General features: G+C 71.9%; 10 protein-coding genes and 1 pseudogene. 4 read left to right on the top strand and 7 right to left on the bottom strand.

Annotation, left to right across the window (positions count from 1 at the left end; translation table 11 throughout):
- The first annotated feature begins 153 nt into the window (after positions 1-153).
- Positions 154-984, top strand: a complete 831-nt coding sequence (locus ACN20J_RS30045) for a hypothetical protein (protein WP_189837184.1) — start codon at positions 154-156, stop codon at positions 982-984.
- 116 nt (positions 985-1,100) lie between these two features.
- On the opposite strand, the gene ACN20J_RS30040 is transcribed toward ACN20J_RS30045, so the two are convergent.
- On the bottom strand, positions 1,101-1,787 hold the full coding sequence (locus ACN20J_RS30040; protein WP_189837183.1) for a DUF2848 domain-containing protein: 687 nt from the start codon (positions 1,785-1,787) through the stop codon (positions 1,101-1,103).
- A 139-nt stretch (positions 1,788-1,926) separates the two neighbouring features.
- Here ACN20J_RS30040 and ACN20J_RS30035 point away from each other — a divergent pair, with 139 nt between their 5' ends.
- From ACN20J_RS30035 to ACN20J_RS30025, 3 genes are read left to right on the top strand one after another with little or no spacing between them, the layout of a single operon-like run.
- Complete coding sequence (locus ACN20J_RS30035; RefSeq protein WP_189837182.1) at positions 1,927-3,291, top strand: MFS transporter; 1,365 nt, start codon at positions 1,927-1,929, stop codon at positions 3,289-3,291.
- A gap of 41 nt (positions 3,292-3,332) precedes the next feature.
- Positions 3,333-4,124 (top strand): carbon-nitrogen hydrolase family protein, encoded by a 792-nt coding sequence (locus ACN20J_RS30030; RefSeq protein ID WP_189837181.1) that lies wholly within the window; start codon positions 3,333-3,335, stop codon positions 4,122-4,124.
- A complete protein-coding gene (locus tag ACN20J_RS30025) occupies positions 4,121-4,459 on the top strand; it encodes a cupin domain-containing protein (protein ID WP_189837180.1) in 339 nt (112 codons plus the stop codon). The genes ACN20J_RS30030 and ACN20J_RS30025 overlap by 4 nt, the downstream gene beginning before the upstream one ends.
- 38 nt (positions 4,460-4,497) lie before the next feature.
- Here ACN20J_RS30025 and ACN20J_RS30020 read toward each other — a convergent pair whose 3' ends face one another.
- The 6 genes and pseudogenes from ACN20J_RS30020 to ACN20J_RS29995 all read right to left on the bottom strand — a co-directional run bounded on the left by ACN20J_RS30020 (position 4,498) and on the right by ACN20J_RS29995 (position 15,658).
- Positions 4,498-5,124: a GntR family transcriptional regulator gene (locus tag ACN20J_RS30020; RefSeq protein ID WP_189837179.1), complete on the bottom strand. Its 627-nt coding sequence runs from the start codon at positions 5,122-5,124 to the stop codon at positions 4,498-4,500.
- Between the two features lie 169 nt (positions 5,125-5,293).
- Positions 5,294-6,937, bottom strand: coding sequence for a serine/threonine-protein kinase (locus ACN20J_RS30015; RefSeq protein ID WP_190229527.1), 1,644 nt, complete (start codon positions 6,935-6,937; stop codon positions 5,294-5,296).
- A gap of 115 nt (positions 6,938-7,052) precedes the next feature.
- Positions 7,053-8,330, bottom strand: a pseudogene (locus ACN20J_RS30010) (serine/threonine-protein kinase); the annotation flags it as partial.
- 115 nt (positions 8,331-8,445) lie between these two features.
- Positions 8,446-10,248, bottom strand: a complete 1,803-nt coding sequence (locus tag ACN20J_RS30005) for a serine/threonine-protein kinase (protein ID WP_190229746.1) — start codon at positions 10,246-10,248, stop codon at positions 8,446-8,448.
- 234 nt (positions 10,249-10,482) lie between these two features.
- Positions 10,483-13,278, bottom strand: a complete 2,796-nt coding sequence (locus ACN20J_RS30000; RefSeq protein WP_419667223.1) for a protein kinase — start codon at positions 13,276-13,278, stop codon at positions 10,483-10,485.
- 154 nt (positions 13,279-13,432) lie between these two features.
- Positions 13,433-15,658 carry a serine/threonine-protein kinase gene (locus ACN20J_RS29995; protein ID WP_419667222.1) on the bottom strand — a complete coding sequence of 742 codons (2,226 nt, stop codon included), beginning with the start codon at positions 15,656-15,658 and terminating at the stop codon, positions 13,433-13,435.
- Between the last annotated feature and the right edge of the window lie 57 nt (positions 15,659-15,715).

Genomic DNA, 15,715 nt, shown 5'->3' with positions numbered 1-15,715 from the left:
TCCACAGGAAAGCCGCGGGGAGGGTCGGCGGCTGTCGTCCCTGTTGTCCGTCGGTGCTGAGCAGTATGCCGTTCCGGAACCGGCTTGACGTTTTCTTGACCCGCCCTCAGACTCCCAGCTTCAACGCAATACCACCGAAGGAACATTCGAATAATGAAGAGACTCGCGCTGCCGCGTCCCGGCGCCGCAGCCGTTGTGTCCGTCCTCTCGCTCGCCCTGGTGACCGGCTGCTCCGACAGCGGTTCCGACTCCGTATCGGGCAAGGACGACAAGGCCGCGGGCAAGGATCAGGCCGCGGCGGCGAAGACCCTCGCCAAGGGTGAGCTGGAGAAGCTCATCATCGCGACGGCAGACGTCAAGGGCTTCAAGGTCGGCCCGGCCGACCAGTCCGACCAGTTCGCCTCCTCCAAGGAGGAGATCAAGGTCGACGTCGAGAAGTGCAAGCCCGTCGCGTACGTCCTCACCGGCTTCGCGCCGGGCGACTCGGCCGCGGCCGTCAACCGCATGGCCCAGGAGGACCCGACGGCCAAGGCGAGCGCGTCCCCCACCAAGGACCTGGAGGACATGACGGAGGAGGAGATGGAGGACGCGATGAACTCGATCACCGACGCCCTCGGTTCGACCGTCACCCTCGTCGCGCTGTCCTCGTACGAGGGCGACGGTGCGAAGGAGACCATGTCCTCGCTCTCCGCCGCGATCGAGGGCTGCGGCGGCGGCTTCACGGCCACGGCCAAGGACGAGCCCCAGAAGTTCAAGAAGGTCGAGGCGGAGAAGGCCTCCGGGAACGGCGACGAGTCGCTGGCGTTCGCGGTGACCGCGGACTCCGAGGGCAGCCCGGTCGTGCACGCGGAGGTCGCGCGGCACGGGAGCACGATCGCCACGTACTACTCGATCAGCATGGCGGCGTTCGCCGACGACGCGAAGGTCTCCGACTACGACGTACCGGCCGATCTGATCAAGGCGCAGACGGCGAAGCTCGGCTGAGGCGAGGGCTGTTGAGGCGAGGGCTGTCGGGGCTGCGTCCATAGGCAGCCCCGACAGGCAGCACGCATGAGGAGGGCGGGCCGGAGTCACCGGCCCGCCCTCCCGTGGTCGACGCGTCAGCCGATGGGCTGCGGCATGGGCCGGACGTCGTAGGCGAGGGCGATGGTGTCGCCGCCGGCCGGGTCGGACAGTTCGACGCGCCAGCCGTCGGCGAACTGGTCGACGCCGGGAGCCATCGGGATGGTGCCGGAGATCAGGACCGTCCCGGGCGTCAGCTCGCCGCGGGACCGCAGGACGTCGACCCAGTAGCCCGGCGTGAGGAGTTCGGCGAGCGTCCCGGTCTGGATCTCGGTCTCGGCGCCGTCGTGGCTGACCCAGGCGCGCAGGGTGATCTCGTCGATGCGGGACTCCACGTCGGCCAGCCGCCAGGCGCGGCGGGCGAGGACGTCGGGGCTCGCGTTCTTGCTCCACGCCACCCCGTGCACCTCCAGATCGCGGTCGGTGTGGTCGCATGCCGCGGTCAGCAGCAGCTCCCCGCCCTGGGCGACGACCAGCGCCCACTCCGCCTCGCCGGAGGTGCGGCCGTGCTGCACCGCGACCCGCTCGGTCTGCTGGGCGAGGTACGGGGAGACCGGGTAGAGCGCCGGCGTCACGGACGGTCCCGGCACGCCCAGCTCGGCGAGCTCCGCCACGTGCGCGGCGACGTCGTCCTGGCTGCGACCGGCGTACCCGGCGTTGAGGACCTGGACGACATCGACCTCGCGCGTCGATCCGTCGGGCAGTTCGAAGGTCAGCACGGCCATGAGGGCACTCCCAGGGATCTTGGAACGGTCTGCGGATCCTGATTTCTCCGCGGTTAACTTCCGGCGCAGGGGTTGCGCATACGACCTGTATACAAGAAGTATGCCGGAAGGTCGATGTCCCCGAGCAAGGATGGGCACCATGCACGACACCCCGAAGAGCGACGCCGGGGCCGCGGAGAAGCGCTCCGGCGTCCGCCGCGCCTTCGTCGCGAGCCTCACCGGCACCGCCCTGGAGTGGTACGACTTCGCCGTCTACTCCGCCGCCGCGGCCCTGGTCTTCGGTGATCTGTTCTTCCCGTCGGAGGACCCGCTCACCGGCACGCTCCTGGCGTTCTCCACCTACGCGGTCGGCTACGTCTCCCGCCCCCTCGGCGGATTCGTCTTCGGCCGCCTCGGTGATGTGATCGGCCGCAAGAAGGTGCTGATCGCCACGCTTGTGCTGATCGGCGTGGCGACCTTCCTGATCGGTCTGCTGCCCGCCTACGGAACGATCGGTGTGGCCGCGCCCATCGCGCTGGTCGTGCTGCGCTTCGCCCAGGGCGTCGGCGTCGGCGGCGAATGGGGCGGCGCCGTGCTGCTGTCCAGCGAGTTCGGCGACCCGCGCCGCCGGGGCTTCTACGCCTCCGCCGCACAGGTGGGCCCGCCCGCGGGCAACCTGCTCGCCAACGGTGTGCTCGCCGCCCTCGGCGCCCTGCTCACCGAGGCGCAGTTCGAGTCGTGGGGCTGGCGTGTGGCCTTCCTGCTGTCCGGCGTCCTGGTCGCCTTCGGCCTGTGGATCCGGGCCAAGCTGGAGGAGACCCCGGTCTTCAAGGCGATGGAGGCCGAGAAGTCCCGCCCCGAGGCCCCCATCCGCGAGGTCTTCACCACCCAGCCCCGCGCCCTGACCGCCGCGATCCTGTGCCGGGTCGGCCCCGACGTGCTGTACGCGATGTTCACCGTGTTCGTGCTGACGTACGCCACCCAGGAGCTCGACATGTCGCGCGGCTCCGCCCTCGCGGCCGTCCTCATCGGCTCCTCGGTCCAGGTCTTCCTGATGCCGCTGGCCGGCGCGCTCTCCGACCGCGTCAACCGGCGCCTGCTGTACGGCGTCGCCGCGGTGGCCGCCGCGGTGTGGCCGTTCGTGTTCTTCCCGATGGCCAACGGCGGCTCCTGGCTGCCGCTCGCCGCCGGAGTCCTCGTCGCCCTGGTGATCCACTGCTGCCTCTACGGACCGCAGGCCGCCTTCATCGCCGAGCAGTTCTCGCCCCGGCTGCGCTACACCGGCTCCTCGCTGGCCTACACCCTGGCCGGGATCATCGGCGGCGCCATCGCCCCGCTGCTGTTCACCACCCTGCTGAGTGCCTACGACAGCTGGGTACCGCTGGCCGTCTACATTGCTCTCGCCTGCGCGGTCTCCCTGGTGGGCGTCCTGCTGGGCCGCAATCCCGAGGCCGCCGTCGACGAGGACGCGGAGCTCGCCGCGCGGAAGCCCCCGGCCGCGGCGGACGTACCCCTGCCCCGCTGACAACAGCCACACGCCCCCACCGGACAAGGAGGCACCGCCCCATGCGGATCGCCATCGGCCAGCTCACCACCGGCCCCGACCCCGACAAGAACCTGCGCCTCGTCGAGGAGTGGACGCGCCGCGCCGCGGACGCCGGAGCCCGCGTCGTCGTCTTCCCGGAGGCGTCGATGGCCTGCTTCGGCACGCCGCTGGCCCCGCTCGCCCAGCCCCTCGACGGGCCGTGGGCCGACGGCGTACGCGAGATCGCCCGCGCGACCGGCACGGTCGTCGTGGCCGGCATGTTCACCCCGGCCGACGAGGGCCGGGTGGCCAACACCCTGCTGGCCACCGGCCCCGGCGTCGAGGAGTCGTACGACAAGATCCACCTGTACGACGCCTTCGGCTTCCGCGAGTCCGAGACGGTCGCCCCGGGCTCCCGCCCCGCAGTGATCGACGTGGACGGCGTCCGGCTGGGCCTTGCCACCTGCTACGACGTCCGCTTCCCCGAGCTGTTCCGGGCGCACGCCGACGCCGGGGCGGTGGGCACCCTGCTGGCGGCCTCCTGGGGAGCCGGCCCCGGCAAGCTCGACCAGTGGCAGCTGCTGGTGCGGGCCCGCGCGCTGGACGCCACCGTCTGGGTCGCCGCCGTCGGCCAGGCCGACCCCGGCACCCCTCCGGGCCCCGCGCCGACCGGCATCGGACACAGCCTGCTGGTCGGCCCCGACGGGACCGTACGAGCCTCTCTCGGCGCCGATCCGGAGCTGCTGGTCACGGACCTGGACGTCGAGGAGGTCGGCGCGGTCCGCGAGAAGACGTCCGTACTGGCGAACCGGCGACCCGAGGTGTGGCGATGAGCGGGCCCGAGCTGGAGTTCCACCGGCCCGACGGGCCCTGGCTCGCCCCGGCCGGTGCCGGACCCGGCGTCGAGGAGTGCGTGCTGGCCGAGGACCCCGAGAGCGGCCGGCGCACCGCGCTCGTCCGCTGGGCTCCCGGCACCGACACCTCGGCCGGAGGCGTGGCCCGGCACGACGTGTGGGAGGAGGTCTATCTCGTCGAGGGTGCGATGTACGACCTGACGCTGGAGCGCACCTTCACCGCGGGCATGTACGCCTGCCGTCCCCCGGGCATGCCGCACGGGCCCTGGACCTCGCCGGACGGCGTGACGATGCTCGTGATCACGTACCCCTGATCCGGGCGGGCACGGGAGCGTTCCCCGGCGGCGGGGGCTCAGCCGTCGAGGAGCACCTTGAGGGTCGACTCCAGGTGGTGGTCGATGGCCGCGCAGGCGGCCGGCGCGTCACCGGCGGCGAGGGCGTCCACGATGGCCTCGTGCTCGTCGAGCACGGCCTTCTGCCGTCCCTGCTGGTTGAAGACGGCGACCACTCCGGCGCGTACCTGGCGGCTGCGCAGGCCGTCGTAGTGCCGGTCCAGCAGGGTGTTGCCGACGGCCGAGACCAGGGACGCGTGGAACCGGTGGTCCACGGCGATGAACTCCCGGGTCTCCTCGGCGCCGGTGAGCGCGCGCTGCTGTTCCAGCAGGGCGCGCAGCTCCTCCAGGGGCACCCGCCCGGCCGCGACGAGCCGCTCGGCCGCGTACCGCTCGACGAGGCCGCGCAGCTCCATCAGCTCGCGCACCTCCCGCCCCGTCAGCGGTGCCACCCGGGCACCGCGCTTGGGCACGAGCTCGACCAGGTCCTCCGCGGCGAGCAGCAGCAGCGCCTCCCGGATCGGGGTGCGGGAGACGCCGATACGATCGGCGAGCTCCTGCTCCGACACGAAGGCCCCCTGCATCTCGGGGTCCGTCAGCACCGTGTCCTTGAGATACGCGTAGGCCTTCTCCCGACCGGACGCCACGGCAACCCCCAAGACATCGCATACAGTTTGTATACCGACGCTACCACGGGGGTTCCCGCACAACACCGGGCCGTATGCCGTCACCGACTCGCCGTATGCCGTCACCGACTCGCCGTATGCCGTCGCCGACTCGCCGCGTGAGCCTGAGCGCCTCCCCGGCGCGGCGTGCTCAGAGCGTGTCGATGTCCAGGTTCGCGATCGCCGTCTTCGCGACCTCGCGCCCGCGCTCGGTGAAGTCGCCCTCGCCCGGGTAACCGATCATGAGCTTGTACATGTCGCCGGACTTGGTCTTGTAGTAGAGGACCTGCATCTCGCGCGGAAGGGGCGCCTCGGTGTCCGTGGTCCGGTAGGTGATGGTGTTGAGGGCCGCTTTCCGGTCCTTGTACGTCGTCGTATCGGGCTTGCTCTTGGGAGCGGGCTCGGAGTCCATGTCCATGCCGTAGCTGCCGCTCTGCCGGTAGCTCGCGTCGTCGTCGTACATCTCGGCCGCCGCCGACCCGGCGATTTCGCCGCTGGTGTCCTCGGTCTTCTTGGCCAGGGTGAGGCTGATCCAGAGGCTGCCGCTCAAGTCGGTGAACTGGACCCAGTGTTCGTCCTTCGCCGCGTCGGGCTTGGGCACGGTCTTCCGGTAGCCGTCCGGCACCGCCATCGTCGCACCCAGGGCCTTCAGGTCCTTCTTGTCCCAGTTGTCGGGCAGTGGCCCCGCGAACGGGTCCGCGACCACCAGGTAGGCCGCCAGCGCGGCCGCGACGACGACGGCTCCGATCCCGGCCCACCCCTTGCGGCCGACACGGAACGAGCTGCCGCCGGGCTCCGCCATCCGTACGACCTGCGTGGGCGCGGGCTCGGGCGGACGCGCGGCCTGCTCCAGGAGCGCGCGCACCCGCGCGGCGTCCGGGCGGCGGGCCGGGTCCTTGTCGAGGAGGCCGTTGATGGCGTCGGCCAGCGGTCCGGTGGCCGCGTTGGGCGCGGCCGGCGTGGCGTTGAGGACGGACTGGAGCGTCGCGGGCGTGTTGGTGCGGCGGAACGGCGACACGCCCTCCGTGGCCGCGTACAGGACCACACCCAGGGACCAGAGGTCCGAGGCCGGACCCGGGCGCTGCCCCAACACCCGCTCCGGCGCGATGTATTCGGGCGAGCCGACGAAGCCGCCGGTGTCGGTCAGGTTCGTCTCGCCCTCGATCTGGGCGATGCCGAAGTCGGTGAGGACGACCCGGTCGCCCGTGCCGAGCATGACGTTGTCGGGCTTGACGTCGCGGTGCAGGATGCCCGCCGCGTGCGCGGACTCCAGCGCGCCGAGCACCTCCAGGCCGATTCTCGCCGCCTCGCGCGCCCCGATCGTGCCCTCCTGGAGGGCGTCACCGAGCGACCGTCCCCGTACGAGCTCCATGACGATCCACGGCTGGCCGTCCACGACCGCGACATCGTGGACGTTCACGACGGCCGGGTGGTCGAGCCGGGCCGCGGCGCGCGCCTCGCGGCGCATTCGCTCGGAGACGTTGGCCCGTTCGCGTTCGGGAAGGTGATCCGGTACGCGCGGCTCCTTGACGGCGACCTCCCGGTCCACCGTCTCGTCCTTCGCCCGCCACACGGTGCCCATACCGCCGTGCCCGAGCTTGCCGAGCAGCCGGTAACGGCCCGCGATGAGCCGACCGGTGCCCGGCTCCTGCGGCGCCTGCTGGTCGGGCACGACCTGGGTGGGCGCGGCGTACGGGTTCCCGGGGTGCGGCACGGCGACGGGAGGCCGCGGCGGTTGCAGGCCGAAACTCGTTGGTTCGTCGGGTCCGTAAGGGGCTCCCCCGTTGTTGCTCATAGGTTCATCCCTATCGCGGCAAGCGGTTCGGGAGCCACCCTGGGCGCTTTCCAGTCACAGACCCGTGACGCGCGGCGTCGCTTTTGTTCCTTTTACGGAGCCACTCGGCTCACGTGCCCGAGGGGGCGGCTCCGCCGGATCCCGGGCGGGTCACCGTGCCGGTGGGCGCGGCGCTCGGGGGCGCGGGACTCGTGGTGGCCGGGCTCGTGGCGGGGCTCGTGGGCGCGCTCGCCGTCGGGCCGGTCGTCGAAGTGATCGTGGCGGTGGTCGTAGCGGTGGTCGTCGCCCGGGACGAGGGCGCGGAACTCGTGGGCGACAAGGGCCCGTCGCCCCCGTCGCCGTTCATCAGCAGCGCGGCTGCCGACACGCCCGCCACCGCCATCGCGGCGACGAGCGCGACCGCGATCAGCACGTTCCGCGTGGCGGAGCGCGAGGAGGCGACGGACCTCATCGGCGATGTCACGGGCGGGTCCGACTCGGACGACGGCGCGTGAGGTGGCTGCGGCTGCGGTCTCGGCGCGTCCCGCCGGGTCGGTCTGTAGCCGGGCGGCACCGGCGGCATCCGGCCCGTGTCGAGAAACACCCGCAGCAGCCGCTCCGCCTCCACCGCGTCGAGCCTGCGCTCGGGATCGCGCTCGAGCAGGCCCCGTACGACGGGAAGCAGGGGCGCGGCGGCCTCGGGCGGGTGTATCTCGTCGATCACGACCGCGTGCAGGACTCCGCCCAACGAGTCGCGGTGGAACGGCGATTCGCCGCTCAGGGCCGTGCAGAGCAGCGCGCCGAGCGACCACAGGTCGGACTCGGGCCCGGTCCTCGCCCCGGACATCCGCTCGGGCGCGGTGTACTCGGGCGAGCCCACGAACGACCCGTTCTCGGTGAGCGTCGTCGATCCCGCGACCTGGGCGATCCCGAAGTCGGTGAGGACGACACGGCCCTCCGCGGTGAGGAGCACGTTCGCGGGCTTCAGGTCCCGGTGCAGCACGCCCGCGCCGTGCGCCTTGCGCAGCGCGCCGAGCAGGTCGATCCCCATCCGGGCCGCCTCGGCCGCGTCCACGGGCCCGCTCCGGGAGATCCGCTCGGCGAGCGAGCCACCTTCGATCAACTCCATGACGATGCAGGGGCGTTCGTCCTGCTCGACGACGTCGTGCACGACGATGATGTGCGGGTCCCGCAACTGGGCGATCGCCCGCGCCTCGCGCAGGGTCCGCTCGCGCTGCAGCCGGGACTCCTCCGCCGAGAGCGAGGTGTCGAGGACGAGTTCCTTGACCGCGACCTGCCTGCCGAGCAACTGGTCCGTGGCCCGCCATACGACGCCCATACCGCCCCGGCCGAGTCTGGCCTCCAGCCGGTAACGGCCCGCGATGACACGGACGTTGTCCCCCTCGGTCACCATGCGCCCCATCATGCCGCACCGGACGAAGGCCTTCCGGGGCGCTGACGCGCGGGTGGCCGACAAGCGACGTACGCGGTCACCTGCCGGGCCGGCCGTACCTACGGGGCGTACGGGGTCACTGGGCGCCCGGGGGCCGCCAGCTGCGCAGGATCGTGTCGAACTGTTCCTTCGCGGTGGCCCAGTCGGCCGCCGGCGCGGACATGTAGATCACGTACTCGACGCCTTCACGGCTGAGATACGCCTGCTCGCTGGCTCGGCGCGGGCCGGGGAACTCCGTGTCCTTCGCCAGCGCGGTCCAGGTGAAGTCCCAGAGCGCGCCCGGCCGGTCACGGAAGGTGTTCTCCTCCAGACCGACCCGCCGATAGTCCTGCAGCCGCCCCAACTGCTCCTCCAGGTCGAGCAGATGCGTGTACGGGGTGTCGAAGTCCGGGGAGTCGTCGACGGCGATGCGGACGAAGTGCTCGCCGTTGTCGGGCGTGTAGTCGACCTGGGTGTTCTCGGTCTGGCGCTTCCAGCCCTTGGGCAGGACAAGGCTGAAACCCTGTGGGTCTTCGACGCGCTCCCAGCCGTCCGGCACACCGCCGGTACCGGTGCCCGGGGTCTGGTTGCCCTTCCCGTCGTCCGTCGCACTCGCCGAGGGCGACGGGGCGGAGGAGGACGGGTCGGACGAGGACTCGGAGTTGCTGCTGTTGCCCCACCCGTCCGCGTACAGCAGCGCCGCGACGCCTCCGCCGCCCACGAGCGCGGCCAGAATGACGACGAGGACGAGCGTGCTGACCTTGCGGCGCTGCGTCCCTGCGACCGCCGGCTGGTTCATGGTGGCGACGGAGTCGGGCGCGGGACGGCCCTGGCTGCCGTAGGTGTCGTGCATGCCGTGGCTGCCGTAGGCGGCATGGCCGCCGGAAGCGCCGGGAGTGCCCGGTCCTCCCTGGGTCCCGTGCACACCCTGCGGGCCGCCGTACGAGCCCTGCGGCCCGTAAGCGGCATGGGCCGGCCCGTACATGCCCTGGGGCACGGACGACTCGGGAGCCTGAGGGGACTCACCGGACTCGTGTGAGGTGGCCACATGTTCCGTGGGCACATAGGCCTGCGCCGAACTCGGTGCGCGCCCCTCCGCGGCCTCGGCGAGCATCTGCTCGGCCTCCTCAGGACCGGGCCGCTCGGCGGGATCCTTGCGCAGCAGCGCGGCGATGACGGGCGCGAGCGGGCCGGCGTGCGTCAGCTCCTCGGGCTCCTCGCCGACCACGGCCTGCATGGTGGTCAGCGGGGTCGTCCGCCGGAACGGAGACCTCCCCTCGACCGCCGTGTAGAGCGTCGCGCCGAGCGCCCACAGATCGGAGGACGGACCCGGATCGTGGCCGCGTACGCGCTCCGGCGCCAGATAGTCGACCGAGCCGACGATCTCCCCGGTGCGCGTGATCGTCGTGTCGCCCTCGACCTGCGCGATCCCGAAGTCGGTGAGCAGGACGCGCCGGTCGTTGGAGAGCAGTACGTTGCCGGGCTTGACGTCGCGGTGCAGTACGCCCGCGGCGTGCGCGGCCCGCAGCGCGCGCAGCACCCAGAGCCCGACCCGCGCGGCCTCCCGGGGCTCGACGCGCCCGGACTCCTTGACCGCGTCGGCGAGCGAGTGACCCTCGACCAGCTCCATCACGATCCACGGGCGGCCGTCGTGCTCCAGCACGTCGTGCACGGTGACGACGGCCGAGTGGTTGATCCGCGCGGCGGCGCGCGCCTCGGCCCGGGTCCGGGCGAGGAGCACGGGCTGGTCGCTGTCCGCCACGTAGAGCGCGGCCGTCAACTCCTTGATGGCGACGGCCCGGTGCAGCACCTCGTCGTGCGCACGCCACACCCGGCCCATGCCGCCACTGCCGATGGAGTCGACGAGCCGGTAGCGCCCGGACAACAGCAGGCCCTGCATCTGATTCACGTTTCCCCGCAATGCTCTTGACAGGGTCAGACTAAGGACCGGCCCCCACCCAGGGAACCGGCGGGGCCCTACGGAGACAGCACTGTGACGGTTCGCCCGAGCGTGAACGAGCGGTTACGGCCCGGCGATCGGAGGCCGGCCAGTGGTCTGACAGGCTCCGGCCCCGGGGCCTGACAAGGTCTCAGTCCGTCGCCTGACAGGCCCAAGCCCGTGGCCTGACAGGTCTCAGCCCGTGGCCTGATAGGACGCCGACGCCTGCTCGTAGAGCCGCGTCACCTCGTCCCGCTCGGCCTCCGGACCGAGCACCTGCACCACGTGGTACCGCCCGTCGACGATGATCGCGAGGTTGCGTACGAAGACCTCGCGGCCCTGGGAGTCCTGCCAGGTGAACTGCCCCTCGGCCATGGTCCGTCCGCCCACCTCTATGCGCCGCATCCCGCTGGAAGTGGCCCACGTCGAGTCGCGGAACGGCTGCAACTCCCGCTCGTCCTCACGCTGGTACGACATCGGATCAGTGCCGTACTGGCTGGTCGTGTCGCGGCCGGGCACGATCAGGAGCTCGAAGTCGCCCTGGGAGTAGACGATCTGGCCGCGGCCGTTCTTCCCCGTCCGGTCCCAGCCGTTGGCGACCGCGACACGGAACCCCTCGGAGTCCTTGCGCAGGGTGAAGCCCTGCGCGACCTCGGGTCCGGTGGTCTGCGTGCTGGAACTGGACGACTGCGTCGGACTGTTCTCCTTGCTCGGAGACTTCTCGTCCTGCGGATCCGTGCCCGCGTTCCCGTCCGTGCCGGTGTCCGTGTCGGCCGAGTGTCCCGGGCTCGGAGTGGCGATGTCCCCCGCGGAACCGGTCCGCTCCCCGGCGTTGTCGGACTTGGGCATGAAGGCCACGGCATACGCGACGGCCGCCGCCATGGCCAGCAGTATCAGCAGGAGCAGCGTGCGGCCGAGTCGACGGGGCTTGGCCTCCCGCTTGGACCGCTTGTGGCGGCCGTGCGGGCTGGTGTCGGGCAGCCCCGCGCGGCGCCTTCGGACGAGCTCGCCCCGGCGGCGCACGACGGGCAGCCGCTTGGGATCCACGGGCGGCGCGGCCACCACGTACGTCCCGGCCTCCGGCTCGGGCGCCGACCGCACCAGCGACCGCAGCCAGCCGCGCAGCTCCTCGAAGTCCAGCCGCTCGGTGGGGTCCTGGCGGAGCAACGACTCCACGACCGGCCGCAGCGGCCCGCACTCCTCGGCGAACGCGGGCGGCTCCGCGCACACCAGCTGCACCAGCTCGGCGGTGTTCTCCTCGGGGTAGGGCGCGTGCCCCTGAACGGCCCGGAAGAGCAGCGCCCCCAACGCCCACAGGTCTGTCGCGGGCCCGATCGGCGCCGCCAACTGCCAGTTCTCGTGCACCGGCCCGGCCTGCTCGGGCGCCCAGCGCTCGGTGACCGGTCCGACAACAGCCATCCGCGCCTGCCGCGCCCGCTCGGCCGCCAGCGCGGTGGCGGGGCCCCGATGGGTGGCGGGCGCGGGGTCGGCGGTCAGCCGGCTCCACTGGGTGGGCGCCCCGGTGGTGGCGCCGGCGGCGTGGGCGGGGTCTGCGCCGTAGGCAGGGTCCAAGCTGTAGGCGGGGTCTGTGCCGTGGGCGGTGTCTGTGCTGTAGGCGGGGTCAGAGGTGTGGGCGAAGTGGCCGGCGATGCCGTTGCTCGTCCCGGTGTGGGACACGCCGTTGCCGTTCCCGGGGTATCCGCTGCCGTCACCGTGGCCCGATACGCCGCCCCCATTGCCCCCGTTGCCGCCATTGCCGCTGCTTCCGGCACCGGGCAACGCGGGAGGCTGGTCCTGTCCGTTCCCGCCCAGCGCGGGCGCACCATGACGCGGCGCCGCGCCGTGCCAGGAGCTGGTCCGCCCCACCCCGTACGGGTCGGCGATCTGCCCCGGCGGCGAGGTGCGCTCCACTCCGAGCCCGGAGATCTGTCCGACCTCGGCCTCGGCCTCACCCTCGGCGGGCCGGGACCTCGGCGCGGGCAACGCCGCGTTCCGGCCGCCCCGCTGTTCCTCCTGCACCCGGGCCGCGGCCCGCGCGCCCGCGCGGTAGGCCGCGATGGCACCGGCCCGCGCGGCCCGCACATCACCGCCGGCGTCCAGCGCCCGCTGCCCCGCGGCCGACGCCTGTGCCCGAGTGACGGGCGCCAGCGCTCCGCCGCCTCCTGGCACGGCCTCGACGGCGGCACGACCACCACCGGCAACCCGCGCACCGGGCACACCACCGGAACCACCCTGCTGGGACTGCCCGTGCTGACCGACCTGGCTGTGAGGCCCGGCCGAGCCTGCCGGACCAGCCTGACCTGTCTGCCCCGCCTGACCTGTCTGCCCCGGCGCACCGCCCGCCGTTCCGGAGCCGCCCGCCTCGCCCTCACCGTCGGCGGCAGGCACCGGGTCGTACCCGCACAGCGCCTCCTCCGCGGCCCCCGCGGCAAGCCCCGTGAGCATCACGCGCCCGTCGTCGCAGACGAGCACCGTGCGCGCGGTGATGTTCCGGTGCACCCAGCCGTGGCCGTGCAGCACCCGCAGCGCGGTCAGCACATCGGAGGCGACCTCGGCGGCCCGGTACGGACTCAGCGGTCGCTCCGCGAGCAGCGCCGCCAGTGGCCGCGCGGCCACCATCTCACTCACTATCCACAACGACCCGCCCTCGGCGAACACGTCGAAGACCTGGTCGAGCCGCGGGTGGTCGGGAATCTGGGCCGCGGCCTGCGCGGCCTCGATCGCCCGCCGCACCGCCGGTTCGGTGGGCCGCCGTGTGGTCCGCGCGGACGCCCGCCGCACCCCGGCGTCCCGGGCCACGAACCCGTCGGGCAGCCCGTCCGCGTCGAGCACCTCCGCCTCGACGATCTCGGGCAACGGCACCTGCCGGACCAGGACTTCCTGTCCGCTGTACGTGTCGAAGGCCCGGGTCTCGGCGAGTTCGTACTCGTCCGACGGCGGCAGCGGCAGACGGTAACGGTCGGCGAGTACCCGTCCCGCATAGTCGTCCACGATGCCTCCCCCGGCCGCCCGGTTGGTCAATTCCGTTCGCCATGCGTCCCGTTGTGGCTGCAGATGTGGCTGCGTACGGTCCGCAACCACTCACGATACGTGCCGGAGGCAACCCACAGTGAGGAGATGCGAGATCTCAGGAATCTCGTGCCCCTCAGGACTTCGGTTCGAACGACTTCGTAAGCGTCTGCCACGTGTTTTTACGAAGCTCGGTGTCCCATTTCGAGCCCTTCGCGGTGTACATGAGCCCATATCCGAGGCTGTCGTTGACGACGAACCCTCGGTCTATCGACCGATACTGCGTCCCACTGTCCACGTAGGTGAACTCCCAGTCGGCGGTGTTCCAGCCGCGGTAGTCCACCTTCTCTATTCGGATGCGCTTGTACTGCGGACGCTGCATGAACTGCTCTTGGTTCTTCCAGTCCGCCACCGGGTCGCTCTTGGGCGTCGTCGTCCACCCGACCAGCAGCTTCTGCCCGTCAGGACCGGCGAACCGGGACCCGGCCGCACTCGTGGACTCGTACTTCCATCCCTTGGGCAGCCCGATCGAGAACCCCTGCCCGCTCTTGTATGTTTCCGCGGCGCCGTCTCCCGAACCGCTGCCGGAGTCGTCGTTCGAACCGCCGGTCCCGCTCGAAGCACTCGCACTCGGCGAACTGCCGGTGTTCGCGTCCCCGCCGGCGGAGTCGGTCTTCTCTCCGTTGTCCTTTTCGGTACCGCTGTTCTCGTCCTGCTTGGTATCGCTGCCCGCACTCGCCCCGCTGGACGCCGACTTGTCGTCGCCGCCCTTGTTCTCGTTTGCTCCGGAGTCGTCGCCGCCACTGAGCGTGACGGCGAGGATCGTGCCCAGCACGGCCAGCACGACGACCACTGCGACGATCACCAACGTCCGCCGGGGCACCACATCGGTGAGCGAGGCCCTGGGCGCGACGGTCCGCGGATGCGTGTCCCCGGGACCACCCGAACTCCCGCCCACCGAACTGAAGTTCACTTCGGAGGCAGCAGAAGCCCGCCCCTTGGCCGAACCGGCCGCACCCACGGAGGCAGACCGGGAAACAGCCTCGGAGTCCGAGCCAGAAGCAGCGGCAGCGGGGGAGGCAGCAGGGGAAGAGGAAGGCGAAGCGGGGGCGGAGGAGGAGGGGGAAGAGGAGGTCGCAGGAGCGGCCGAGGCTGAAGCCGAGGTCGAGTTCGAGGCCTTGGCGGCCTTGCCGTCCGCCCCCTCCGGCGAGGTCGGCGCCTCGGCGCCCGCGGCTTCCCCGGCACCGGCCTTGGCACCGGTCTTCTCTGCACCGGTCTTCCCGGTTCCGACCACCGCGGCAGCACCCGCCGCCGCGGCCGCAGCAGCACCCTTGCCCTTCCGCACGGAACGCAGCGCCCCGCGGAGCCGCTCCACCGGCTCCTCGCCCTTCTTGTTCCCGCCGGCGGACCTGCCGCCCGAACTCTTCTTCTTGGCAGGGGCGTCCACCGGCAGTTCGGGCAACGGCACGACCTTCGTCGCGTCCTGCGGCTCCGGCTCGTCCTTGGGCTCGGGCGCGTGGATGACCTCGGTGAGCATCGTCCGGGCCCCGGCGTCGTCGAGCCGCTGCTCGGGGTCCTTGACGAGCAGCCCGTAGATGACCTTCTCCAGCGGCCCGGCGTTCTTCGGCTGCTCCATCGGCTCCGTCATCACCGCGGTGAGCGTCGCGATGGCGGATCCCTTGTCGTACGGCGGCACGCCTTCCACCGACGCGTACAGCAGCCCACCGAGCGACCAAAGGTCGGCCGCGGGGCCGGGCTTGTGCCCTCGCGCACGCTCGGGCGAGATGTACGAGGGCGCGCCGACGAGCATGCCGGTCGAGGTGATGGACGGGTCGCCCTCCACCTGTGCGATGCCGAAGTCGGTGAGCACGACCCGGCCGTCCTCGGCGATGAGCACGTTCGACGGCTTCACGTCCCGGTGCAGGATGCCCTCGCGGTGCGCCGAACGCAGCACGTCGAGGATGGCCAGCCCCACCTCGGCCGCGCGCTTCGGCGTGAGCAGCCCGTCCTCACGGATGACCTCGGCGAGCGACTTGCCCTCGACGAGCTCCATCACGATCCACGGCCGGTTGTCCTCGTCGATCACGTCATAGACCGTCACCGCGCCGTTGTTCCGGATCCGCGCGATGGCCTTGGCCTCACGGAAGGTCCGCGTGATCAGCCGCCGCTTCTCGTCCTCGTCGATCCGCGCCGGCAACCGCAGTTCCTTGACCGCGACCGTCCGGCCCAGCGTCTCGTCCTTGGCCCGCCACACGGTGCCCATGCCGCCGCGTCCGAGGACTCCTCCCAGCCGGTATCGCCCGGCGAGAAGACGATCGCTCTCGTCCTGCCGGGATGCTCCCGCGCGCTCCGCCTCCGACATGCGTCCCCTCATGCAACCCGCCCTGACAGAGCCTCCATTGTCACCCACCCGACCACC

Origin of the sequence: Streptomyces sp. 2-1, from assembly GCF_048564895.1 — a bacterium.
Taxonomy (GTDB): domain Bacteria; phylum Actinomycetota; class Actinomycetes; order Streptomycetales; family Streptomycetaceae; genus Streptomyces; species Streptomyces phaeochromogenes.
Note: the sequence above shows the minus strand (reverse complement) of the source record. Positions and strands in the feature narration are given on the sequence as shown.